The sequence below is a fragment of the Leifsonia sp. 1010 genome, assembly GCF_031455295.1.
In the GTDB taxonomy this organism is placed as follows: domain Bacteria; phylum Actinomycetota; class Actinomycetes; order Actinomycetales; family Microbacteriaceae; genus Leifsonia.
In genome coordinates this window covers 894505-917033 of the sequence record NZ_JAVDSL010000001.1, presented here as the reverse complement: position 1 = coordinate 917033, position 22529 = coordinate 894505, and the positions used below count along the sequence as shown (strand labels likewise).

General features: G+C 68.9%; 22 protein-coding genes. 17 read left to right on the top strand and 5 right to left on the bottom strand.

Features of this window, described 5'->3' with window-relative positions:
- The first annotated feature begins 12 nt into the window (after positions 1 to 12).
- From J2Y42_RS04370 to J2Y42_RS04335, 8 genes are all read left to right on the top strand, one after another.
- Complete coding sequence (locus J2Y42_RS04370; protein WP_309855374.1) at positions 13 to 474, top strand: flagellar hook capping FlgD N-terminal domain-containing protein; 462 nt, start codon at positions 13 to 15, stop codon at positions 472 to 474.
- Between the two features lie 31 nt (positions 475 to 505).
- Complete coding sequence (locus J2Y42_RS04365) at positions 506 to 1678, top strand: flagellar hook protein FlgE (RefSeq protein WP_309855373.1); 1173 nt, start codon at positions 506 to 508, stop codon at positions 1676 to 1678.
- Positions 1679 to 1806: 128 nt separating this feature from the next.
- A complete protein-coding gene (locus tag J2Y42_RS04360; RefSeq protein WP_309855371.1) occupies positions 1807 to 2556 on the top strand; it encodes an ABC transporter permease in 750 nt (249 codons plus the stop codon).
- Between the two features lie 99 nt (positions 2557 to 2655).
- Positions 2656 to 3669: a LacI family DNA-binding transcriptional regulator gene (locus J2Y42_RS04355; protein ID WP_309855370.1), complete on the top strand. Its 1014-nt coding sequence runs from the start codon at positions 2656 to 2658 to the stop codon at positions 3667 to 3669.
- 104 nt (positions 3670 to 3773) lie between these two features.
- Positions 3774 to 5099, top strand: coding sequence for an extracellular solute-binding protein (locus J2Y42_RS04350; protein ID WP_309855369.1), 1326 nt, complete (start codon positions 3774 to 3776; stop codon positions 5097 to 5099).
- 81 nt (positions 5100 to 5180) lie between these two features.
- Positions 5181 to 6125 (top strand): sugar ABC transporter permease, encoded by a 945-nt coding sequence (locus J2Y42_RS04345; protein WP_309855367.1) that lies wholly within the window; start codon positions 5181 to 5183, stop codon positions 6123 to 6125.
- A complete protein-coding gene (locus tag J2Y42_RS04340) occupies positions 6122 to 7069 on the top strand; it encodes a carbohydrate ABC transporter permease (protein WP_309855365.1) in 948 nt (315 codons plus the stop codon). Before J2Y42_RS04345 ends, J2Y42_RS04340 begins: the two co-directional genes overlap by 4 nt.
- Positions 7070 to 7113: 44 nt before the next feature.
- On the top strand, positions 7114 to 8619 hold the full coding sequence (locus J2Y42_RS04335; protein ID WP_309855364.1) for an alpha-N-arabinofuranosidase: 1506 nt from the start codon (positions 7114 to 7116) through the stop codon (positions 8617 to 8619).
- Here J2Y42_RS04335 and J2Y42_RS04330 read toward each other — a convergent pair.
- The 4 genes from J2Y42_RS04330 to J2Y42_RS04315 form a co-directional block, all read right to left on the bottom strand.
- Positions 8616 to 9293, bottom strand: a complete 678-nt coding sequence (locus J2Y42_RS04330; protein WP_309855362.1) for an SDR family oxidoreductase — start codon at positions 9291 to 9293, stop codon at positions 8616 to 8618. The two genes, J2Y42_RS04335 and J2Y42_RS04330, sit on opposite strands and share 4 nt — an antisense overlap.
- Positions 9294 to 9393: 100 nt before the next feature.
- A complete protein-coding gene (locus tag J2Y42_RS04325) occupies positions 9394 to 10221 on the bottom strand; it encodes a flagellar motor protein MotB (protein WP_309855360.1) in 828 nt (275 codons plus the stop codon).
- Position 10222: 1 nt separating this feature from the next.
- A complete protein-coding gene (locus tag J2Y42_RS04320; RefSeq protein WP_309855359.1) occupies positions 10223 to 11041 on the bottom strand; it encodes a MotA/TolQ/ExbB proton channel family protein in 819 nt (272 codons plus the stop codon).
- Positions 11041 to 11367: a flagellar FlbD family protein gene (locus J2Y42_RS04315; protein ID WP_309855358.1), complete on the bottom strand. Its 327-nt coding sequence runs from the start codon at positions 11365 to 11367 to the stop codon at positions 11041 to 11043. The genes J2Y42_RS04320 and J2Y42_RS04315 overlap by 1 nt, the downstream gene beginning before the upstream one ends.
- 183 nt (positions 11368 to 11550) lie before the next feature.
- Here J2Y42_RS04315 and J2Y42_RS04310 point away from each other — a divergent pair, with 183 nt between their 5' ends.
- The 6 genes from J2Y42_RS04310 (at position 11551) to fliN (ending at position 16723) form a co-directional block, all read left to right on the top strand.
- Positions 11551 to 11838 carry a hypothetical protein gene (locus tag J2Y42_RS04310; RefSeq protein WP_309855356.1) on the top strand — a complete coding sequence of 96 codons (288 nt, stop codon included), beginning with the start codon at positions 11551 to 11553 and terminating at the stop codon, positions 11836 to 11838.
- A 61-nt stretch (positions 11839 to 11899) separates the two neighbouring features.
- Positions 11900 to 13858, top strand: coding sequence for an alpha/beta hydrolase (locus J2Y42_RS04305; protein ID WP_309855355.1), 1959 nt, complete (start codon positions 11900 to 11902; stop codon positions 13856 to 13858).
- A gap of 80 nt (positions 13859 to 13938) precedes the next feature.
- Positions 13939 to 14406: a hypothetical protein gene (locus tag J2Y42_RS04300; protein ID WP_309855353.1), complete on the top strand. Its 468-nt coding sequence runs from the start codon at positions 13939 to 13941 to the stop codon at positions 14404 to 14406.
- Between the two features lie 151 nt (positions 14407 to 14557).
- Positions 14558 to 15019: a hypothetical protein gene (locus J2Y42_RS04295; protein WP_309855352.1), complete on the top strand. Its 462-nt coding sequence runs from the start codon at positions 14558 to 14560 to the stop codon at positions 15017 to 15019.
- Positions 15020 to 15116: 97 nt separating this feature from the next.
- Entirely contained in the window at positions 15117 to 16001 is an 885-nt protein-coding gene (locus J2Y42_RS04290) for a flagellar motor switch protein FliM (RefSeq protein ID WP_018188950.1), read from the top strand.
- A 5-nt stretch (positions 16002 to 16006) separates the two neighbouring features.
- Positions 16007 to 16723, top strand: coding sequence for a flagellar motor switch protein FliN (gene fliN / locus J2Y42_RS04285; RefSeq protein ID WP_396427133.1), 717 nt, complete (start codon positions 16007 to 16009; stop codon positions 16721 to 16723).
- Positions 16724 to 16733: 10 nt separating this feature from the next.
- Here fliN and J2Y42_RS04280 read toward each other — a convergent pair whose 3' ends face one another.
- Positions 16734 to 17672, bottom strand: a complete 939-nt coding sequence (locus tag J2Y42_RS04280) for an Lrp/AsnC family transcriptional regulator (RefSeq protein ID WP_309855348.1) — start codon at positions 17670 to 17672, stop codon at positions 16734 to 16736.
- 211 nt (positions 17673 to 17883) lie between these two features.
- Here J2Y42_RS04280 and J2Y42_RS04275 point away from each other — a divergent pair, with 211 nt between their 5' ends.
- The 3 genes from J2Y42_RS04275 to J2Y42_RS04265 are packed head-to-tail and all read left to right on the top strand — an operon-like array spanning position 17884 to position 22527.
- Complete coding sequence (locus J2Y42_RS04275) at positions 17884 to 19230, top strand: MFS transporter (RefSeq protein ID WP_309855346.1); 1347 nt, start codon at positions 17884 to 17886, stop codon at positions 19228 to 19230.
- Positions 19231 to 19232: 2 nt separating this feature from the next.
- Positions 19233 to 20906 carry an amidohydrolase gene (locus J2Y42_RS04270; protein WP_309855344.1) on the top strand — a complete coding sequence of 558 codons (1674 nt, stop codon included), beginning with the start codon at positions 19233 to 19235 and terminating at the stop codon, positions 20904 to 20906.
- Complete coding sequence (locus tag J2Y42_RS04265) at positions 20896 to 22527, top strand: thiamine pyrophosphate-dependent enzyme (RefSeq protein ID WP_309855342.1); 1632 nt, start codon at positions 20896 to 20898, stop codon at positions 22525 to 22527. Before J2Y42_RS04270 ends, J2Y42_RS04265 begins: the two co-directional genes overlap by 11 nt.
- Positions 22528 to 22529: the final 2 nt, after the last annotated feature.

Genomic DNA, 22529 nt, shown 5'->3' with positions numbered 1-22529 from the left:
AAGGGAGCCACCGTGGCCGTCGACCCCATCACCGGAGCAGACACCGCCCCCACGGGCGGCATCTACTCCACTCCGCCCACGCGGACACCGAAGCAGTCGCTCGACAGCGAGGCCTTCATGCAGCTGCTGGTCACGCAGCTCCGCAACCAGGACCCCAGCTCGCCGATGGACACCAACCAGATGATCGCCCAGACGACGCAGCTGGCCATGATGGAGAAGCTCACCAACATGGACACGACCGCGCAGGAGGGCTTCGCCCTCCAGATGCGGCAGGCCGCGGCCGCGCTCATCGGTCACACCGTGAGCTACCTCGACAAGAACGGCGACACCCAGACCGGGCTCGCCTCGTCCGTCTCCTACGCCGGCGCCGTCCCGATCGTCACGGTCGGCGATCAGAAGCTCGCCCTCGACGCCATCCTCGGCGTGGTCACCCCCGCCCCAGCCGGCTCGGGCTCCACGACGCCGACCGCCTGACCTCACGCACCTTCCTCAGAAAGGAAACGCCATGCTCCGCTCGCTCTACTCCGGAATCTCCGGCCTCCGCTCGCACCAGACCATGCTGGATGTGACGGGCAACAACATCGCCAACGTCAACACGACCGCGTTCAAGTCGTCCGCCGTGCAGTTCCAGGACACCCTGTCGCAGCTGGTGCAGGGCGCCGGCGCGCCGCAGGGCCAGACCGGCGGAACGAACCCGGCCCAGATCGGCCTCGGCGTGCTCGTCGCGGGCATCTCGACCAACTTCACGCAGGGCGCCGCCCAGGCGACGGGCCGCTCCACCGACATCATGATCAACGGCGACGGCTTCTTCGTGATGAAGGTCGGCGGCGAGACGGTCTACACGCGCGCAGGGTCGCTCGATCCCGACGCGCTCGGCCGCCTGGTCGGTCCGGGCGGTGCCATCCTGCAGGGCTGGAACGCCGTCAACGGCGTCATCCAGCAGGGCGGCGCGCTGAGCGACATCACCATCCCGCTGAAGGCCGTCACCCCCGCCTCGGCCACCACGACCTCGAACGTCACCGGCAACCTGCCCTCCGACGCCGCGGCCGGCGACCAGCTGGTGCGCGACATCTCCGTGTACGACGCGAACGGCACCGCCCGGAAGCTCACCCTGACGTTCACCAAGACGGGCACCGGCTGGGATGTGGCGGGCACGGACGCCACGGGCGCGACCGGAAACAGCACCCTCACCTTCACCGACGGCGTCCTCACCGGCGGCGGCGCGCTAACGGTCGGCGGCGTCGCGGTCAACCTCGGCGCGGTCACGGGCTACTCGGGCATCACCACGGTCGCCTTCAAGGACCAGAACGGCCGCGCGGCGGGAACCCTCGAGTCGTTCACCCTCGACAAGGACGGCACGATCACGGGACTCTTCTCGAACGGGGACAAGCAGGCGGTGGGCCGCATCGCACTCGCCACGTTCGTGAACCCGGGCGGCCTCGAGAAGGGCGGCGGCTCGACCTACCGCGCCACCGTCAACTCGGGTGCGGCCCAGCTCGGCGGCCCCGGCGAGGACGGCCTCGGCCAGCTCCAGGGCGGCTCGCTGGAGATGTCGAACGTCGACCTCTCGCAGGAGTTCACCAACCTGATCGTCGCGCAGCGCGGCTTCCAGGCGAACGCCCGCATCATCACGACCTCGGACGAGGTGCTGCAGGAGCTCACCAACCTCAAGCGCTGATCTCGTCGAAACGGAGGGGCTCCGGTGCGTTGCCGGCCGGGTCCCCTCCGTTTCATGCATCCGGCCGCATCCCCCGTCCGGATCTCCTCCGTTTCCGCTGCTCCCGCGCCGCGCCGTAGGCTCGTCGGGTGCCCATCGTCCACGAGCTGGCGCCCACGCTGCTGGGCGTCGCCGTGCTCGCGCTCGTCGCCGTCGGGGTGCTCGCCGCCTACGGCGTGCCGCATCGCTGGGCGCCCGCCCTCGCCATCCTCCGCGGTGCCGCACAGCTCGCCGTCATCAGCGTTGTGCTCGCCGGCGTCATCACCGATCCGCTCTGGGTCGCACTGGCCCTCCTCGTCATGTTCTCCGTGGCGGCCGCGACGGCGACGCGCCGGATCGGATGGTCGTCGGAGCACGCCGTGATGATGGCAACCGCCATGGCGGTCGGCGTCATCGTGTCGTTCTCGGTGGTCTTCCTCACCGGGGCCATCGAGTTCAGCGCGCGCTACGCCCTCGCGATCGGCGGCATCGTGATCGGCAACTCGATGAGCATCGCGACGCTGGCGGGGCGCCGCTTCACGGAGGCGGTCGGCGATCACTGGGACGAGGTGGAGGGCTGGCTCGCGCTGGGTGCGACCCCTCGGCAGTCGACGCTGGAGCTGGCGCGCAACGCCGTCTATTCTGCGCTGATCCCGTCCGTCGACCAGACGAAGACGACCGGCCTGGTGACGCTTCCCGGCGCCTTCGTCGGGGCGATCTTCGGAGGCGTGTCCCCGCTCGAGGCCGGCCGCTTCCAGGTGGTCGTGCTGGCGGCGATCATGGCGGCGGGCGCCCTGACGGCGGTGATCGTCTCGGCGTGGCTCGCGCCCGTCCGGGTTCGGCCGGCCGCCCTCCGCTGACCCGTCGCAGCGGGGCTCGGCGCGCGTTCCGGCCGCTGCGACGACGATCGTCGTTCCAACGTTATAAAGTCACAGCAGGGCTGCGAGAGGGGAGCGTGCATGGCCGCGACGATGCAGGACGTGAGCGTGCTCGCCGGAGTATCGGTCAAGACCGTCTCGAACGTGATCAACGACCACCCTCACGTCCGTGAGCAGACGCGGCGCAAGGTGCTGGATGCGATCGACGTGCTCGGCTACCGGCCCAACTTCCTCGCACGCGGACTCCGCTCGGGGCGGACCAATGTGATCTCGCTGATGATCCCGAATCTGCGGAACGCGTATTTCGCCGAACTCGCGGACGCGGTGATGATGGCGGCGGCCGAGCGAGGGCTGGCCGTCCTGATCGAGCAGTACGGCCTCGACCGTCGCCAGGAGATCGGCGCGCTGCGGCATCCGCACGCCCAGACCGTCGACGGTGTGCTGCACAGCGTGCTCGCCCTCGATCAGAGCGACGTCGAGCTGCTGGCGGAGCTGGGCACGCCGGTGGTGCTGCTGGGCGACCGTAACGTGGATGTGCCGCGCGACCATGTGATCATCGCCAACACCGAGGGGATCCGTGCGGCGACCGAGCACCTGCTGTACTCCGGCCGCCGGCGGATCGTGGCGTTCGGCGCGCATCCCGCCGACCAGGTCGGCTCGGCCGCGCTGCGTCTGGAGGGATACCGCCAGGCGCTGGAGGCCGCCGGCCTGCCGTTCGACGAGACGCTGGTGGTTCCGGTCGACCCCTGGCACCGGCGCAACGGTGCGGACGCGATGCGCGAACTGCTCGCGACGGGGATGCGGTTCGACGGCGTCGTCGCGTTCAACGACGCCATCGCGCTCGGGGCGCTGCGCGCGCTCCAGGAGGCCGGACGACGGGTCCCGGAGGACGTTGCCGTGATCGGTTTCGACGACATCGAGGAGACGGAGTACTCCATCCCGAGCCTGTCGTCGATCGACCCGGGCCGGGAGCGGATCGCCCGCACGGCCATCGACCTGTTGGTGCGGAGGATCGAGCACCCGGACGAGCCGTTCGTCCCCGAGCGGCTGCCGATGCCGTTCCGGCTGGTCGAACGCGAGTCGACACGGGCCTGACGAAATCCGTTTGACACGGTCACATCCGTTCTGCATCATGGTCTCTACAACGTTGTTCTCTAACGTTGTAGACAAGGGTGTCAGCACACCGCGAAGGGAATCCAATGAAGAAGCTCCTTGCAGCGGGCGGCGTGATCGCAGTCGCGGTCGCGGCGCTCACCGGGTGTTCCGGAGGCAGCGGCGCAGCAGCCAGCTGCCAGAACAAGATCGTCCATTCCGATGCCAAGCAGGTCACCATGTGGGCCTGGTATCCCAACTTCGAGCCGGTCGTCGACCTGTTCAACAAGAACCACAAGGACGTCCAGATCTGCTGGACGAACACCGGTGCGGGTAACGACGAGTACACGAAGTTCTCGACGGCGATCCAGGCCGGCTCCGGCGCCCCCGATGTCGTGATGCTCGAGAGCGAGGTCGTCCCGAGCTACATCGCCGACGGCTCCATCGTCGACCTGAGCAAGCTCGGCGCCGACAAGGTCAAGGACAACTACTCCGAAGGCGCCTGGAGCGACGTCAGCAGCAACGGCTCCGCGTACGCCATCCCGGTGGACGGCGGCCCGGTCGGCCTGCTCTACCGCAAGGACCTCTTCGACAAGTACGGCCTCACCGTCCCCACCACCTGGGACGAGTACGCGGCCGACGCCGAGAAGATCAAGGCCGCGACCGGCGGCAAGACCCTGATGACCGACTTCCCGGGCAACGGCCGCGCCTACCAGACGGCGCTGTTCGCCCAGGCGGGCGCCGCTCCGTTCGAGCTGAGCGGCAAGCAGGACATCAAGGTCGACCTCGACGACCCGGCCAGCCAGAAGGTGCTCACCTACTGGAACGGACTCGTGCAGAAGAAGCTCGTCGGCACGGAGGACTCCTCCACCACCGACTACAACACGCACCTCGTCAACGGCACCTACGCCTCGGTGATCGCGGCCGCGTGGCTGCCCGGTTACCTGCAGGGCTTCACCGGCGCCGACAAGACGGCGAAGTGGGCCGTCGCTCCCGTCCCGCAATGGGACCCGGCGAACCCCGTCCAGATCAACATCGGCGGTTCGGCCTTCGCGGTGAGCAAGCAGGCGCAGGACCAGAAGGCGGCGGCCAAGGTCGCCACCGAGATCTTCGGCACCGAGGAGGCCTGGAAGCTGGGCATCGAGAAGGCGGCGCTGTTCCCGCTCTGGAAGCCCATCCTCGAGTCCGACTACTTCACGTCGAAGGCGTACCCCTTCTTCGGCGGGCAGCAGATCAACAAGGATGTCTTCCTCACCGCGGCGAAGGACTACAAGGGCTTCCAGTTCAGCCCGTTCCAGAACCTCGTGTACGACAAGCTGACCGACGCGGTCAACGCGACCAACAAGGGCAAGGCGACGCCGGAGGCAGCGCTCGAGACCTACCAGAAGGCGGTCGTGAGCTACGCCAAGCAGCAGGGCTACACCGTCAAGTAGCGACAGGATGCGGTGCCCGGGTTCCCCCGGCCCGGGCACCGCGCATCCCCTCGATCCGTTCCACTCCGAAGGGCTTCACCGATGACCCAAACCGCCGTCGCACCGCCGCGGCAGCGCACGCCGCGGACGCCTCGCCGCCGTGACATGGTCGGCCTCCGCCGTGCGCGCTGGGGCTGGGCGTTCACCGCTCCGTTCGCCGTCTTCCTCGTCGCGTTCCTGCTCATCCCGCTCGTCTACGCCTTCGTGCTGAGCCTGCAGAACACGACGCTCGCCGGGGGCACCTCCTGGGTGGGCTTCGCCAACTACATGCGGGCGTTCTCCGACCCGCTCTTCCTCGAGGGCGTCTGGCGCGTCCTGCTCTTCGCCGTCGTCATGATCCCGGCGCAGATGGTGGTGGCGCTCATCGCGGCGCTCCTCATCGACGCGCTGACGACGCGCTTCGCGAAGGTGTCGCGCCTCCTGATCTTCGTGCCGTACGCGGTGCCGGTGGTCATCGGCGCCCTCATGTGGGGCTTCCTCTACAGCCCGAGCTTCGGGCCGGCGCAGCAGCTGTTCGGGTTCGTCGGCCTGCAGGCCCCCAACTTCTTCTCCGACCAGAACGTCTTCGGCTCGCTGGTGAACATCGTCACCTGGCAGTGGGCCGGCTACTACATGATCATCCTGTACGCGGCTCTCCAGGGCGTCGACCCGACGATCTACGAAGCGGCGCGAGTGGATGGCGCCAACGCCTGGCAGATCGCGCTGCGGATCAAGATCCCGATGGTCGCCTCCTCGCTGCTGCTCGTCCTCGTCTTCTCGCTGATCGGGACGCTGCAGTTCTTCAACGAGCCGCAGATGCTGCGCGGGATGGCGTCCGGCTCCATCACCTCCAACTACACGCCGAACATCTACGCGTACACGGTGGCGTTCTCGTACCACCAGTTCAACTACGCCTCCGCGATCGCCTTCGCGCTCGGGATCGTGGTCTTCATCGGGTCGTACGCGTTCATGTTCGCCACGCGCAAGAGAAGCGGACTGATGAAATGACGACAGAACTCGCCGGCATCGAGCCGGCCGCCGACACCCGCAGCATCCGTACCGGCCGTCCCGTCCGCGCTCGACGTGATGCCCCGGCCGGTCGCCGGACGGGCCGCCTGGTCATCCCGCATATCGTGCTCGCGGCCTTCATCGTCTACTTCGCCCTGCCGTTCTGGTGGCTGATCGTCGCCAGCACGAAGAGCCAGCAGACCCTGTTCGACGGCAAGACGAGCCCGCTGTGGTTCGGGGGATCGTTCGACCTGTTCGGCAACATCTCGTCGCTGTTCAGCTACTCGGGCGGCCTGTACGCGCACTGGCTCGGCAACTCGTTCCTGTACGCCATCGCCGGCGGCATCGGGGCGACCGTCCTCTCGGTCCTCGCCGGGTACGGGTTCTCGATGTACGGCTTCCGCGGGCGGAGGGCGTTCTTCGCCATCGTGCTCGGGTCGGTCATGGTCCCGGCGACCGTGCTCGTCATCCCGCTGTTCGTGCTGATGAGCGGCGCGCACCTGACCAACACGATCTGGGCCGTCATCCTGCCTTCGATGCTCAACCCGTTCGCGGTGTACCTGATGAAGGTCTACACCGACGAGGCGATCCCCTCGGAGATGGTGGATGCGGCCCGCGTCGACGGCGCGGGCGAGATCCGGATCTTCGCCCGGGTGGCCCTCCCGCTCATGCGGCCGGCGGTCGTGACCGTGCTGCTGCTGTCGGTGGTCGGCACCTGGAACAACTTCTTCCTGCCGCTCGTGATGTTCTCGAACCCGCAGCTGTTCCCGGTGACCGTCGGCCTCGGAGCCCTGCAGTCGCAGGCCCAGGTCAACACCGGCGGCCAGTCGCTCTGGAACCTCGTGATCACGGGCGCGCTCATCTCGATCGTGCCGCTGATCGTCTCGTTCCTGACCCTGCAGCGATACTGGCAGGGCGGGCTCTCGATCGGCAGCGTCAAGTAAAGCCTCACGGCACAGCTACAGAAATTCGAAAACAGGAGATCCATTTGTCTGAGACCCGCATCGCCCTCGACCGCACCGCGCGCGTCGCGACCGTCAACCGCCGCATCTTCGGCTCGTTCGTCGAGCACCTGGGACGCTGCGTGTACGACGGCATCTACGAGCCGGGGCACCCGACCGCGAACGAGGACGGCTTCCGGCTCGACGTCGTGGAGCTCGTCCGCGAGCTCGGCTCGACGACGATCCGCTACCCGGGCGGCAACTTCGTCTCCGGGTTCCGCTGGGAGGACTCGGTCGGCCCGCGCGTCAAGCGCCCGGTGCGCCGCGACCTCGCCTGGCACTCGCTGGAGTCCAACCAGGTCGGCCTGGACGAGTTCTCGCGCTGGCTGAAGCTCACCGACTCGGAGCTGATGCTCGCGGTCAACCTCGGCACCCGCGGCATCCAGGCGGCCCTCGACCTGCTCGAGTACGCCAACCACCCGTCCGGCACGGCGCTCAGCGACCAGCGGATCGCGAACGGAACGCCGGAGCCGCACGACATCCGGATGTGGTGCCTCGGCAACGAGATGGACGGCCCGTGGCAGACCGGCTACATGACCGCCGACGACTACGGCAAGCTCGCCGCCCGCACCGCCGCGGCGATGAAGATGGCCGACAAGGACCTCGAGCTCGTGGTCTGCGGCTCCTCCGGCTCGGGGATGCCGACCTTCGGCGAGTGGGAGCGCATCGTTCTCGAGCACTCCTACGAGCACGTCGACTACGTGTCGGCGCACGCGTACTACCAGGAGCGCGGCGGCGACCTCGGCTCGTTCCTCGCCTCCTCCGTGGACATGCAGTACTTCATCGACACGGTCGTCTCGACGGCCGATCACGTCGGCAACCGGCTCAAGAGCAAGAAGAAGATCCAGATCTCGTTCGACGAGTGGAACATCTGGTACCTCGACGAGCACAAGGAGTCGGAGGAGGTCAACGACGAGTGGCGGTACGCCCCGCGGCAGCTGGAGGACGTCTACTCGGCCGCCGACGCCGTCGTGCTCGGCAACCTCCTCATCACCCTGCTCAAGAACCACGACCGCGTGACCAGCGCGTCTCTCGCCCAGCTGGTGAACGTGATCGCTCCGATCATGACCGAGCCGGGCGGCGACGCCTGGCGCCAGACCACGTTCTTCCCGTTCTCGGTGACCAGCCGGCTGGCCCGCGGCGAGGTCCTGCGCCCGCGCATCGAGACCGGCTCGTACGAGACCGCCGTCTACGGCGAAGCGGACCTGGTGGATGCGGTGGCCACCTTCGACGAGGCCGACGGCTCGGCCGCGCTCTTCGTCGTGAACCGCAGCCTCACCGAGACGCAGACCGTCCGGGTGGACGTGCGCGACCTCGGTGTCTCCTCGGTGCGCGAAGCCGTTTCCCTGTGGGATGAGGACGTGTACGCGAAGAACACGCTGCACGACCAGAACCGCGTGGGCCTGCGCCCGACGCCCACCGCATCCCTCGACGACGGCGTGCTCACGCTCGAGCTCCCGCCCGTCTCGTGGACGGGCGTCTCGCTCGGCTAGAGCAGGGTCGTGCCCAGCATCCGGTGGCCGATGGCGATGGACTCGCCGTCGACCGCCGAGAGGGGCGAGGTGAGGAAGGCGACCAGGTCGGCGATCTGGTCCGGAGACGATTCCCCGCCTCGCCCCGGTGCGACCTGGGCGTCGGGGGTCTCGGTGACGAGGCCCGGGTTGATGACGTTGACGGCGACGCCGGTCCCCGCGAGCTCGTCGGCGAGGTTCTTCGCGATCAGGATGGTGGATGCGTTGCGCACCACGGCCGTGATGTTGCCGCTGATGTAGGCGTTCTGGCCGCTGATCGCGACGATCCGGCCGAAGCCGGCTTCCCGCATCGCGGGGATCACCGCGCGCGCGACCCGGAGGAACGACAGCGCCTTGCCGTCGATCGCGCTGAGGATCTGCTCGGGGTCGGAGCTGCGGGCGGGGTCGAGGGTCTGCGCCGGCGGCGCCGCCGTCACGACCAGGCCGTCGATGCGTCCGTGGCGCTCCAGCACGGTGTCGATGCCGCGGCGCACGGACTCCTCGTCCGAGGCGTCGAGCGTGACTCCTTCGGTGGCGCTGCGGGAGGCGACGACCACGGTCGCGCCCTCGGCGCGGAGGCGGTCGGCGACCGCCGAGCCGATGAAGCCGGTGCCGCCGACGACGAGGACGACGCGATTCTCAAGCTGAAGATCCATACCCGTCCCAACCCCGTCGAGTCCACAAAAATTGCACGCCTGAGCCGTGGTTTCTGTGCAGTTTGTGCGTACTCGACGGTGGGCGGATGGGGGCGAGGCGTCAGCGGGAGGCGGCGGGGGCCGTGGTGGGTGCGGGGGACTGCAGCGCCTGGGGGATGAGCTTGCGGATGGCGTCCGGCTGCGACGACAGCACCACCACATCCACCCGGCGGTTCTGCGCCAGGTCGGAGTCGGTCGTGCCGGTGTGCCCGGCGACCGGACGCGCCGAGCCGAAGCTGACCGCGGCGATGCGCTCCTGCGGGAAGCCGTTCACCTCGACCAGGTGCCGCAGCACGCTGGTCGCCCGGCCGGCGGAGAGCTCCCAGTTGGTCGGATACGGAGCCCCCGGCTGCCGCAGGTCGGCGTGCCCCTCCACCGAGACCTCGTACGCTTCCGGAGCGAGCACGGGCCCGATGTCGTTGAGGACGGCCACCGCGCGCGCGCTGAGCTCCGCGCGGTTCGAGTCGAAGAACGTCGAGTTGCCGACCAGCCCGATCGTGAGGCCGCGTTCGTCGATCTTGAGCTCCACCGCATCCTGCAGTCCATCGCGGGTGAGGGCGGCCTGGATGAGGTCCTTCAGGTGCTGAAGGTTCTGCGCCTCCTGCTGAGCGAGGGCGAAGTCGGTCGACTTGCCGGACTCGTCGACGTGCTTGGGCGGCACCACGACTCCGGATGCGGTGTCGACCTTCTGCGTCTTCACCTGCCCGAAGCCGGTCGCCAGCGAGTCCTTCAGCTGCTCGAACTTCTTCGCATCCACCGTCGACATGGCGAAGAGCACGATGAACATGCACATGAGCACTGTGACCATGTCCATGTAGGAGGCCATCCAGCGCTCCTCGTTCTCGTGCTCCTCCGGCTCCTCGTGCCTCTTCCGACGGCGGGCCGACATGTCAGGCCGCTTCCTCGACGGGATCCTTCGAACCGCGTGCGGGCTTGGCGGCCTTCGCGGTGCCCTTCTCGGCGTCGCCGTCGGGGACCATCGCGCGCAGGCGCTCGCCGAGGAGGCGCGGCTGCGAGCCGGACTGCACCGCGAGCACGCCCTCCATGAGCAGGGTCATGCGCTCCACATCCAGCTCGGACAGCCGGCGCAGGCGCGCGCCCAGCGGGAGCCAGAGGAAGTTGGCCGACAGCAGACCCCAGAGGGTCGCGACGAACGCGCTGGCGATCATCGGACCGAGCTCGCCCGGCTCGGCAAGGTTCTCGAGCACGTGGGTGAGGGAGACGACGGTTCCGATGATGCCGATCGTGGGCGCGTACCCGCCCATCGCGCTGAAGAACTTCGCGGCGACCCGGTCCTTCTTCGACCGGGTCGCGATCTCGTCCTCCAGCAGAACGCGCAGCTCGTCGCCGTCGGTGCCGTCCGCGATGTTCTGCAGAGCGCGCTTGAGGAACGGGTCGTCGACGTTGTCGGCCTCCTGCTCCATGGCGAGCAGGCCGTTGGCGCGGGCCTTCTCCGCCAGGCCCACGACCTGGTCGATCACGTGCTGCGGCGGCTCGACCTTTCCGCGGAGCGCGCGCGGGAGCGCCTTGACCGCGGTGAGGAAGTCCTTGATCGTGCCGCTGGCGATCCCGACCGCGATGGTGGCCCCGAAGACCAGCACCATGGGGGCGGGCAGCAGCAGCGCACTCAGGTGCGCGCCCTCCATCGTCACCATCGCGACGACGGCGCCGAACGCGAGGACGATGCCGATGATCGTTGCCGGATCCATTACTTCTTCCTTGCTCGCAGGGGGACGGCGCGGGCTTCGGGGTGAGCCCTCCCCGTCTCGTCGTCTTCCAGGCCGGTCAGGGGCACGAGCCCGAGCGGCGGCGCCGGCACGGGTCGAGGGCCGGCGGCGGGCAGATCGTGGGCGAGCGCGATCACATGCGCCCGGTACGCGGCGATCTTCTCGATCACTTCGGGCAGGGACTCGGTGACGATGAACTTCGCCCCGTCGACCATGACGAGAGTGGTGTCCGGACTGGCGTGGATGCGCTCGATGAGGTCGGGGTTGACCGCAAACTGGCTGTCGTTCAGTCGGGTGACGACGATCATGGGCGCGAATCCTGGTCTCGGCTCCGGGTGAGCCGTCACGAGTGCACTATCGGCCTGCGCCGGTCGGTCGTTAGGGGGACGCTCGGTGCATGCGGGATGCCGTTAATGTGCAGCACATCGCACCGATATGTGTGTACGTATGCTAGTCTCGCCTCGCTCCGAGTACACGAGAGAGGCGGCACGGTGAAGAGGGTCCACGTCGACACCGGGCAGCTCCGACTGAACGCCCAGAGCTTGAGCGAGGTGAACGCCGAGCGGTCGAGTTCGCCGTCGGCGCCGGGCAGTCTCGGCGCCGCCAGTGCGATCGGTGCGTTCGACGAATTCGACGGGTACTGGAGTCCCGCTCTGCGCGCCGTGTCCGAGAGCGTCGTCTCGTTGCGGGAGGCGCTCGTGTCCGCCGCCGACGTGTATGAGCGACGTGATGCGGAGAGCGCTCAGGCATTCACGTTGGGTGCTCCCCGTGCGTTCTAGCTCGACGGATTGGTCTCCCGTCGGCCTGGACGACGACCCGACGCCGGGTGATACGGAGACGGTGGACCAGCAAGCCAAGGAGTTCGAGACCACCGCCGAATGGATGTGGTGGCGGGCCGATCGGCTCGACGACGTTCTGAAGCGGGTCGGTGAGCCGCACTGGTCCGGGTACGCGGCCGACGCGTTCGGTGAGCGCCTGCGCACGGTGAGCCGGGCGTGCAGGGACACGTCGAAGCGCTTCATGGAGGCGCGCGAGGCGGCGCTGAAGTGGGTCCTGGCGCTGTGGGGCCAGCAGAACGCCGCCGATGCAGCCCTCACCGCAGCTGAGCAGGCTCTGGAGGAGATCGAGAGGGCCGAAGCCACCCTCGGGCTGCTGAACACCGAACACGCCGGCCTGCTTGCGGCCCTGGCCCACCTCCAGAAGACCCAGCGACAGTACGCGACCACTCCGCCGCCTGCCGGCACCACCGCGCCGACGACGACGGAGGTTGCGGCAGTCCGGCGCCGGGCGGAGGCCGCCGAGGATGAGCTGCGGAGCGCGCGGTCGGGGCTTCAGGACGCGCAGGAGCGGCTGGAGCAGGCGAAGCGGCAGGCGCACACCGCGAAGGAACAGTACGAGACCGAGGAACAGGTCCTCGTCCGTGCTCTGCAGGCGACGCTCTACGGCGCGATGCCCGCACTCGCGCCCTCCCAGCTGGATGATTTCGTCACAACGGTCAGCGAGTTCGCCCTGCTCCCGCCGTCCACCGACGCGGACTCCGCGTTGTTGGACATGCTGACCCTGCTCAAGCCGGAGACGCTGGCGGCTTTTCTCGCCGCCGACCCGAAGCTGGCACAGGAGTTCTGGGACAACCCGCCCGCACCGGAGAAGGTGGCGGCCTGGTGGAAGAAGCTGCCGTCCGAGGTCCGCGAACGATGGTGTCAGTCCGCCCCGGAGGTCATCGGCAACCTGCCCGGGCTCGACGCCGACACCCGTATCCACGCGAATGCGATCCAACTCGCGCGCGACCTGAAGGACCCGACGATCAGCCCGGATTCGGCGCGGGGCAGGACGCTGAGGGACATCCTCGCGGCGCTCGGGGTGGAGAAGCTGCCGGGTGGTACCGCGGCCGGCTACGAGGCGCTGGCGAAGGCCCAGAAGCCGGCCCGCGGGTTGCTCTCTTACAACCTCCGTCACGAGCCCCCTCTGGCAGCCGTGGCCATCGGGGAGGCGAGCGCGGAGACCTCGGGAAAGGTGACCTGGATGGTCCCCGGCATGGACAGCGGACTCGGCGTGGATGGACGCCTCGAGAGCTGGGCTAACGCCGGCATCAATCTCTACAACGAGCACGGCATCTTGGATGGCCTGCCACATATGGTGGTCGCCTGGATCGGGTACGACGCACCGGGTATGGATTCGGTGCTCCACGGTGACAAGGCCGAGTCCGGTGGCCGTCGCTTGTCGGCGGAGCTGGATGGGCAATGGGCCGCTGACAGCATCCTCGGCGGCAACCCCCGTCCGTTCACCGCGGTCGTGGGCCACTCGTACGGTACGACCGTGGCCAGTAACGCGATCAGTGGTCTGAGCCACAACGTGCAGTCGGTCGTCTTCCTCGCCTCGGCCGGTGTCGAAGGTGGCTACTCCGCCGCGAGGGACCTGAAGGTGGACGGCGGCATGCAGCACGTCTACGCCAGCGAATCCTCGCAAGACGCCATCGCGGGCACCGGCCGCGCCTACTCGGGGCGGGTCGATCCCCGGGACGACCGCTACGGTGCCCAGGTGTTCTCCTCCGAAGGCGACGCGGCCCAGCGCCTTGAACCCACCGACGGGCACGACATCTTCGGATACGGCAATGATCGCGGCGCCTTCAACCTGCACGCCAGCTCGGGCCATGGCTACCTCAACAAGGACACCGAGTCGCTCCGCAACACCGCAGCAGCAGCCGTTGGTGCGGATGGAAGAATCAATGGCGGCACCCGGAGCATCCCGCGCAACCAACCCTCGGTCGTCCCGCACGACCGAGGTGGAGGCGGAAAATGAGGCGCATCCGCAGCATTCGAACTGCATTCGGCCTCGTCATCGTCTTCGCACTCACAGGATGCGTCTATCAAGGAGGACCCATGCCTCAGCCCGGTATCAACACCCCGTACGACGGACTTTCGACCAAGCCCAAGGCCCAGCTCCTGGATGAAGCGCTGCAACACGTAAACGATGTCGCGCAGCTTGTCGGTGGTGACTGGCTGGATGTGGGGACCCCGCCCGTCGCATTCGATCCCGCGAACGCCGAACAACGCGACGCATGGCATCGCGCCCCGTGCGACGACCGGGCCACCACCCACCAATACGACGTCAATGTGCGGCAACTAGCCGGCCCGTCCGAGTTCGATCCTGATGCCCTGAGCGAGAAGGTGCGCACCTATTGGCTAGGTCTCGGGTACCGGGTCCGTCAGATCGGGCCTGCCGCGCAGGACAGCGGGGGTCACCGGTCGATCATCGTCGACCTGCCCCATAGCGCTTCCGTCAGCTTCTCCGCGAACACCGAGATCCTGGGCATCTCTGCCTCCAGCGAGTGCGGTAAGTGGGACTGACCCGCCTACGGCCGGTCGACGACGGTGCTTCGGCCGGTATGGAGGGTGGTTCGAAGGCAGGCATCCCTTGAGGCGCATCCGCAGCATTCGAACTGCATTAGGCCTCGTCATCGTCTCCGCACTCACAGGATGCGTCTATCAAGGAGGGCCCATGCCGCAGCCCGGCGTCAACACCCCACATGACGGGCTTTCGACCAAATCCAAGACTCAACTCCTCGACGAAGCGCTCAACTATGTCGATGAAGTCGCCCAACTCGTCGGCGGCGAATGGCTCGATGCCGGGGTGCCTCCCACTGTTTTCAGCCTTGAAGACAGGGAAGGCTGGTCCTGGCTATCGTGCGACCACCGAGCCACCACGGGTCAATACGACGTCAATGTGCGGCAATTGGCCGGTCCGTCGTCCGAATTCGATCCTGATGCCTTGAGCGCGAAGGTGCGCTCCTATTGGGAGGGTCTCGGATACCGGGTCCGTCAGATCGGGCCTGCCGCGCAGGACAGCGGGGGACACCGGTCGATCATCGTCGACCTGCCGCATAGCGCTTCCATCAGCTTCTCCGCGAACACCGAGATCCTGGGCATCTCCGCCTCCGGCGAGTGCACTAAGTGGGACTGACCCGCGTCGGGGCGACCGCCAACCAGGTGTCCGCCTCGAACCCGTCCGTCCACCTCGTTCCCTAACAAGAGCCGCCCACCTGCCGATAGTCCCTCCCGTGACGACTCTGCAGGCCCCGTCGCCGGACGCCCCCGAGGCGCCGGTCTACGACTTCCGGCGGCCGACGACGCTCGCGCGCGAGCACTCGCGCGTGCTGGAGCTGGCGTTCGAGACGTTCGCCCGGCAGTGGGGCACGCAGTTGACCGCGAAGGTGCGTGTGCTCAGCCAGGTAGAGTGCGACTTCGTTCAGCTGCAGACGTACGACGAGTACGCGGCGTCGCTTCCGGCGACCACGGCCATGGTGCTGTGCGAGCTGGAGCACATCGCCCCGAAGGCGGTCATCCAGTTCCCGACCACGGCCGCCCTGTCGTGGGTGAACGCGATGCTCGGCGGTCAGGGCACCCCGGTCGATCACGAGCGCACCTTCACCCAGATCGAGCACGCGCTGGTGCGCCGGCTGATGGATGACGCACTGGAGGATCTGCGCTATTCGCTCGGCTCCATCCTGCTCGCGCCGATCACCGTGGACGCCATCCAGTACAACTCGCAGTTCGCTCAGGCCGCCGCGACCTCCGAGCTGATGATCGTGGCGGGTTTCGAGCTGCGTGTCGGCGAGAACGTCGCCCGTGCGACCGTCGCCCTGCCCGCCGTCGCCCTGCTCCCGCAGCTGGGCGAGACGAACCCGACCCACAGCACCGAGAACGCGCGTGAGCTGGTCGACGCCCAGCTGGCGCGCGTCCCCGTGGATGTGGCCCTGCGGCTGGCCCCGGCGGCCGTGCGTCCCAGCGTTGTGCTGGGGCTGGCGGTCGGCGACCTGCTGCCGCTCCCGCATCCACAGCACCGACCCTTCGATCTCACGGTCGGCGGGCAGACCGTCGCTTCGGCCGCTCTCGGCTCCAGCGGCTCGCGTCTCGCCTGCGTGATCGTCAACACAGAGGACTGATTCCGATGAGCATGACCAGCACCGCACACGCCTCCGGCCTCTCGCTCGGGCAGGCGCAGGCCGCCGCCGAGGCGCTCGCCCGCGTGCTGCCGACCGGCGCGCCGCTGACCCCGCTGCTGTCGCAGGGGTCGGAGGTGCAGGACGCCGCGCGTGCCGTTGTCGCGACCTTCGTCGGCGCCGTCTCCGCCGATCTCGCCGTCGTGCTGCTCGAGGCGCCGCAGCTGGTCGACGAGGGTGCGGACGGCGCGCCGGTGGTGGCGCTCCAGGATGTGCTGCAGCCGGCCCTCGAGGCCGCCAGCGACACGCTCGGCGCGGGCGTCCTGGATGACGCCCGCCCGGACGACGCCTCGGAACTGTTCGCCGACCCGGCCACCTCGGTCTTCGCCCTCTCCGGCCCGTCCGGGATCGCCGGCTGGTTCGCGGTCCGCGGGCGCGCGTCGGTCGCCGAGCGTACGGGCAACAGCGCGCTGGGCGGCAAGCTCGCGCGCATCAGCAACGTCGAGATGGCGCTGACCGTCGAGATCGGCCGCACCCGCATGGCCGTGCGCGACGTGCTCGCGATGGAGCCGGGCGCGGTCATCGAGCTCGACCGCTCCGCCGGGTCGCCCGCCGACGTGCTGCTCAACGGCCGTCTGATCGCGCACGGCGAGATCGTGGTCGTCGACCAGGACTACGCGGTCCGCATCACGAAGATCCTCGACACGGCGGAAGACCTGGACTGACCGAGGCTCGCTACGGCCGCACGATGCGGCCGAGCGTACGGGTGTAGTCCTCTTTGATGATGTCGAGGTGCGCCCAGGTCTCCAACGACCCGACACTGGGAAGCGCGCGCAACTCCTCGATGACGGCCAGCACGCCCGCGGTCGCCGTTCCGACGATCGTCGCGATGACGTCGTAAGCACCGTGCGCGGCCGCCGCCAGGTCGACGGCGGAGGTCGCGACGAGGTACCGGTGCACCGGCCCGGGGTCGCCGCGCAGGGCGATCCCGACGCCGACGGCGACCCGGTTGCGGGAGAGGCCACCGGCGTCGATCGCGGCGATGCGGATGACGCCCGCGTCGAGCAGCCGACGCACACGAGCGCGCGCTGACGACGGGGAGAGCCGGACCGCGTCGGCGAGAGCCCGATAGCTGGCGCGACCGTCGTCCTGCAGGATCGCGATGAGGTCGTGGTCGAGCCGATCGAGACGCACATCGCTGACCGACGCGGCCGTGATGAACTCCTTCAGCAATGCGTCGTACGTCGTGACGCGCACCCGGCGGACGCCGGGGATCGCCCGGATGGCGGCCAGCGTGGCGCTCAGCTCGTCCGCATCCCCATGGCGCGACTCGAACACCAGCGAGGACGCGCCGGCGACCAGGGAGACGAACACCGTGTCCGGCAGCTCGGCGATCCGCTCGGCGACCGGTCGGGCCGGCCCGTCCACGTCGACGAGCCCGTGGATGAGCACGTTGAGGCCGGCGAAGCCGGGGTCGAGCGCCGCGACGACGCGCAGACCGTCGCGGCCGATCAGCGTGCTGAGACGCCGGGAGACGAGATCGCGTGAGACGCCGAGGGTTCGGGCGAGTTCGTGGATGCTGGCGCGGCCGTCCGCCTGCAGCGCGCGCACCAGGCTGCTGTCGAGCGCGTCGCTGTCGCGATCGGGGGTGCTTCGGTCGTGGCGGATCGGCACATCGGGCAGAATACCCGGAATCGCTCCCCGTGCGCGTCGAATCATCGACGCAAGGACAATGGATGTGACGATCCGCGCTGCAAATGACGACCAAAGTCGGCAGATCGACGGCGAGAGGCGTTCCGTCACGCGGAACTGCGCTTGCGCCCGCGGCCGGACGGCGTGAGACTTCACGACGAACTTGATGACAATACGAGCAAAGGAGCTGTGTGTGTCTGTCACCGAAGCACGCCCCGTCGGACACCGGCGGGCGCTGAAAGCCGGTCTCGCCTCCGTGGTCGGGACGACCATCGAATGGTACGACTTCTACGTCTACGCGACGGCCGCGGCCATCGTCTTCCCCCAGGTGTTCTTCCCCGAGGTCAACCACGCGCTCGGAACGCTCGCGTCGTTCGGCACGTACGCCGTCGCCTACTTCATGCGTCCGCTGGGCGGCATCATCTTCGGGCACATCGGCGACAAGCTCGGCCGCAAGCGCGCGCTGACCCTGACGCTGTTCATCATGGGCGTCGCCACCGTCCTGGTCGGCTGCCTGCCCGGCTACGCCGCCATCGGGATCGCCGCGCCCATCCTGCTGATCCTCCTCCGTATCGCCCAGGGCCTCGCGGTCGGCGGCGAGTGGGGAGGCGCGAGCCTGATGTCGGTGGAGAGCGCGCCGCCGAAGTACAAGACCTTCTATGGCGGGTTCACCCAGCTCGGCAACCCGCTCGGAGCGCTCCTGGCCTCCGGAGCCTTCTGGATCCTCGCAGCGGCGGGCGACGACGTCCTGCTGACCTGGGGCTGGCGCGTCCCGTTCCTGTTCAGCATCGTGCTGATCGGCGTCGGCATCTGGGTGCGGTACCGGGTGGAGGAGACCCCGGTCTTCGAGGAGAAGATCGAGGGCCACACCCAGTCGACCCCCATCCTGTTCGCCCTGCGGAACAACTGGCTGCCGATGCTGCTGGGCTTCTGCATCATCGCGATGTCGTCGGGCGGCTACGTGATCGCCACCACGTTCGTGCAGAACTTCGCCACCAGTCCGGAGGTGGGGCTGCAGGCCAGCATCATCCTCGGTGCCATGACGGTCGCGTCGTTCATCGAGGCGCTGGTCACCCTGCCGCTGGCGATGCTGGGCGACAAGTGGGGAGGCAAGCGCGTGATCATCCTCGGTTCGGTGCTCTCCTTCGTCGCCGTGATCCCGCTCGTGCTGGTGATCCAGAACCATCAGGTCGCCCTGATCTACGTGTTCGTCAGCGTCATCCGCATCACCCTCAGCGGAGCGTGGGCCCCGCTGTCCACGGTGATGACGCAGATGTTCCGGCCGCAGGCCCGCTACACGTCGATGTCGCTGTCGTACGGGATCGGCGCCGCCGTCTGGGGCGGCCTGTCTCCCGCGATCGCGACCGGGCTGATCGTCGCCACCGGCACCTTCTGGTCGGCGATCTGGTTCTTCGGGGCGCTCGCGCTCATCGCCGTGATCGGTACGTGGTTCGCCCCGCAGCACTCCGACTCCGCCCCGGTGACCGGGTCGTTCAACCCGCGCCTGGACACGACCGCTATCAAGACCACGAGGATCTGACCGTGCGACACCTGGCCACTTTCGATGACCGCGACTCGGCCCCGACGCTCGTGACCGCCGACCTCATCCTGACCGTCGACGACAGCGCCCCGCGCGCGGAGGCCATGCTCACCGCCGGTGGGCGGGTCGTGGCCGTCGGCTCGCGGGAGGAGGTCGAGGCGGAGGCGCGAAGGCTGGGCCTCGAACCACGTCGCGCCGACTTCCCGGGTGCGACGATCGTGCCGGGTTTCGTCGACGCGCACGCGCATCCCCTCATGTACGGGCAGCTGCTCACCTGGGTGGATGTGAGCCCCGAGAAGGCGGGCTCGATCCCGGAGATCGTGGAGCGGATGCGCGAGGGCGCCCACCGGCTCCCGCCCGGCGTCCCGCTGCGCGGCTACGGCTACGAGCAGCGCAACCTCGCGGAGCGTCGGCATCCCACCAAGGAGGAGTTGGACGCGATCGCCACCGACCGCGAGGTGTACGTCATGAACGCCTCGGGTCACGGCGGAGTCGTCAACACGTTCACGCTCGACAAGTACGGCATCACCCGCGATACTCCGAACCCGGAGGGCGGAGAGTTCTTCCGCGACGCGGACGGCGAGCTCACGGGCGAGCTCTCCGATGCGGCCTGCAACGTGCTCACCGGTCTGCACGGCGTCAAGATCGGCCACCACGGCCCGAACTTCCACCTCGGGGATGAGCCGGCCGAGCACCAGCGCCAGCTCGATATCGCGCAGCGCGAGTTCCTCTCCTCCGGCGTCACCGCGCTCGGCGACGCGCAGGTCTCGAAGCGCGAGCTCGCCGCCTACCTCGCGATGGCGGACCGCGGCGCGCTCTCGATGCGGGTCTCGATGTACCTCCTGTCGCATCTGCTCGACCAGGCGATCGACATCGGCCTCACCGGGCCGTTCGGCAACGCCTTCCTCTCGGTCGCGGGCATCAAGCTGTACGCCGACGGCACGCTCGGCGGCTGGACGGCGTACTTCCCGGAAGGGTACGTGGGCGACCCGTGCCGCCGCGGACAGCTGTACCACGAGCCCGCAGAGTACGCGGGACTGGTGGCGAAGGCGCATGCCGCCGGGCTGCAGACGGCGACGCACGCGCAGTCGCCGACCGCCATCGCGATGGTCGTCGACGCCGTCGAGCAGGTGCTGAGCGAGCATCCCGATCCGGATGCGCGTCACAGGATCGAGCACTGCGGGCTGCCGGCCCCCGCCGAGATCGAGCGGATGGCGCGTCTCGGCATCCGGCCGGTGAACCAGACCCAGCACTATTACAACTGGGGCGAGGGCGTCGAGCAGGCCATCGGGACACCTGGCGAACGCTTCAATCCGCTGGGCGAATTCGTCGACGCGGGAGTGCCGGTGACGATCTCGTCCGACGCTCCCGTGGCGGAGCCGCGGCCCCTGGAGGCGATTCAGGCCGCCGTGACCCGGGTCACGCGTCGCGGCCACAAGCTCGGCCCGGACTCTCTGTGCATCAGCGCGGAGGCTGCGCTGCGGGCGCACACCCTGGAGGGGGCGATCTCCCTCGGCCGCGAGAACGAGTTCGGGTCGCTCGAACCGGGCAAGCGGGCCGACTTCGTCGTGCTGGGCGCGAATCCGCTGACGGCCGACGCGGACACGATCGCGGACATCCCGGTCGTGGCGACCTGGGTGGACGGCACCGAAAGGCACCGCGTCGATGTCGCCTGAGACCACGGAGGAGAGGGAGACGCAGGCCCGGCGCACAACGGGCTGGGCCGTCATCGAGACGCTGCGCGGCTACGGGGTCGACTCCGTGTTCGGAATCCCGGGCACGCACAACCTGGAGTTCTACCGCCCGCTCACCGCGCTCGGTGTCCATCCGGTGACCACCCGCCACGAGCAGGGCGCCGGATACGCGGCCGATGGATGGTCGCTGCAGACGGGCAAGCCGGGCGTGGTGATCACGACGAGCGGACCGGGCCTGCTGAACGCGCTCTCGGCCGCCGGGACGGCGTACTGCGAGTCGCGGCCGATGATCCTTCTGGCGCCCGGCCCCGCGCGCGGGCACGAGTTCGCGGACGTGGGCACTCTGCACGAGACCAAGGACCAGCTGGGCGCCGCCTCCGCCATCGTCGAGTGGGGGCGCCGCGTGCAGTCGGACGAGGAGGCCGTCGAGGCCGTTCATGACGCGTTCGCGCTGTTCGCGACCGGGCGACCGCGCCCGGTCTACATCGAGGTGCCGCTCGACCTCCTGGAGGAGGAGACGGAGCTGTCACCCGAGGTCGTGGCACCACGCCGCCCCGCCGGTATCCCCGCGCCCGACAGTGCCGCGATCGCGGACGCGGCCCGCCTGCTCGCCGCGGCGAGCGACCCCGTCATCCTCGCCGGCGGCGGGTCGCGCCGTGCGACCGCCGAACTGCGCGCCCTGGCCGAACGCCTGGGCGCACCGGTGATCACGACGCTGAACGCGAAGGGCGTGCTCGACGAGCACCACCCCTTGTCGCTCGGTGCGAACCTGCGGCTGGCCGCCGCCCGCAACCGGGCCAGGGATGCGGATGTGCTCCTGGTCGTCGGCTCGAAGCTCGGCGAGGCCGAGCTGTGGGTCGAGAGGCTGGAGGCGCGTGGCCGCGTCATCCGCATCGATGTGCTGGAGTCGCAACTGGACAAGAACCAGCCCGCCGACATCGGCATCGTGGCGGACGCAGCGGCGGCGCTCGCCGCGCTCGCCGAAGCCCTGGGAGCCGGTGAGCCGTCGACCGACGCCCGCGTGGAGGAGACCCTCGCAGCCGTCGCCGCCGAATGCGCCGACCTGTCACCCGTCAACACCGCCATCGCCGACGCCATCGCCGCCGCTCTCCCCGCCGACGCGATCGTGACCACGGACTCGTCGCAGATCGGCTACTGGGGCCTGCTCAACCGGCTCCGGGTCGCCACCCCGAATTCGACGCCCTACATGGCCACGTATGCGACGCTCGGGTACGGCCTGCCCGCGGCCATCGGCTCACGTATCGCCACACCGCACCGGCCGGTGTTCGCCGTCGTCGGCGACGGCGCGCTGATGTTCTCGCTGCAGGAGTTCATGACGGTCGTCGAGCAGCGGCTCGACATCACCGTGATCGTCGTCGACAACGGCGGCTACGCCGAGATCAAGCAGAACGAGGCGGATGCCGGCATCGCGCCGATCGGGGTCGACCTCGCGCAGCCCGACTGGGCCGCCCTGGCCGCGGCGTTCGGCGGGACGGGGCACCGCGTCCGATCCGCAGGCGAGCTGGCCGAGGCGGTCGCCGTCGCGAGCGATGCGGGCGGTCTGCACCTCATCCACCTGCCCCAGACGGACTTCTCCGCGTAAGG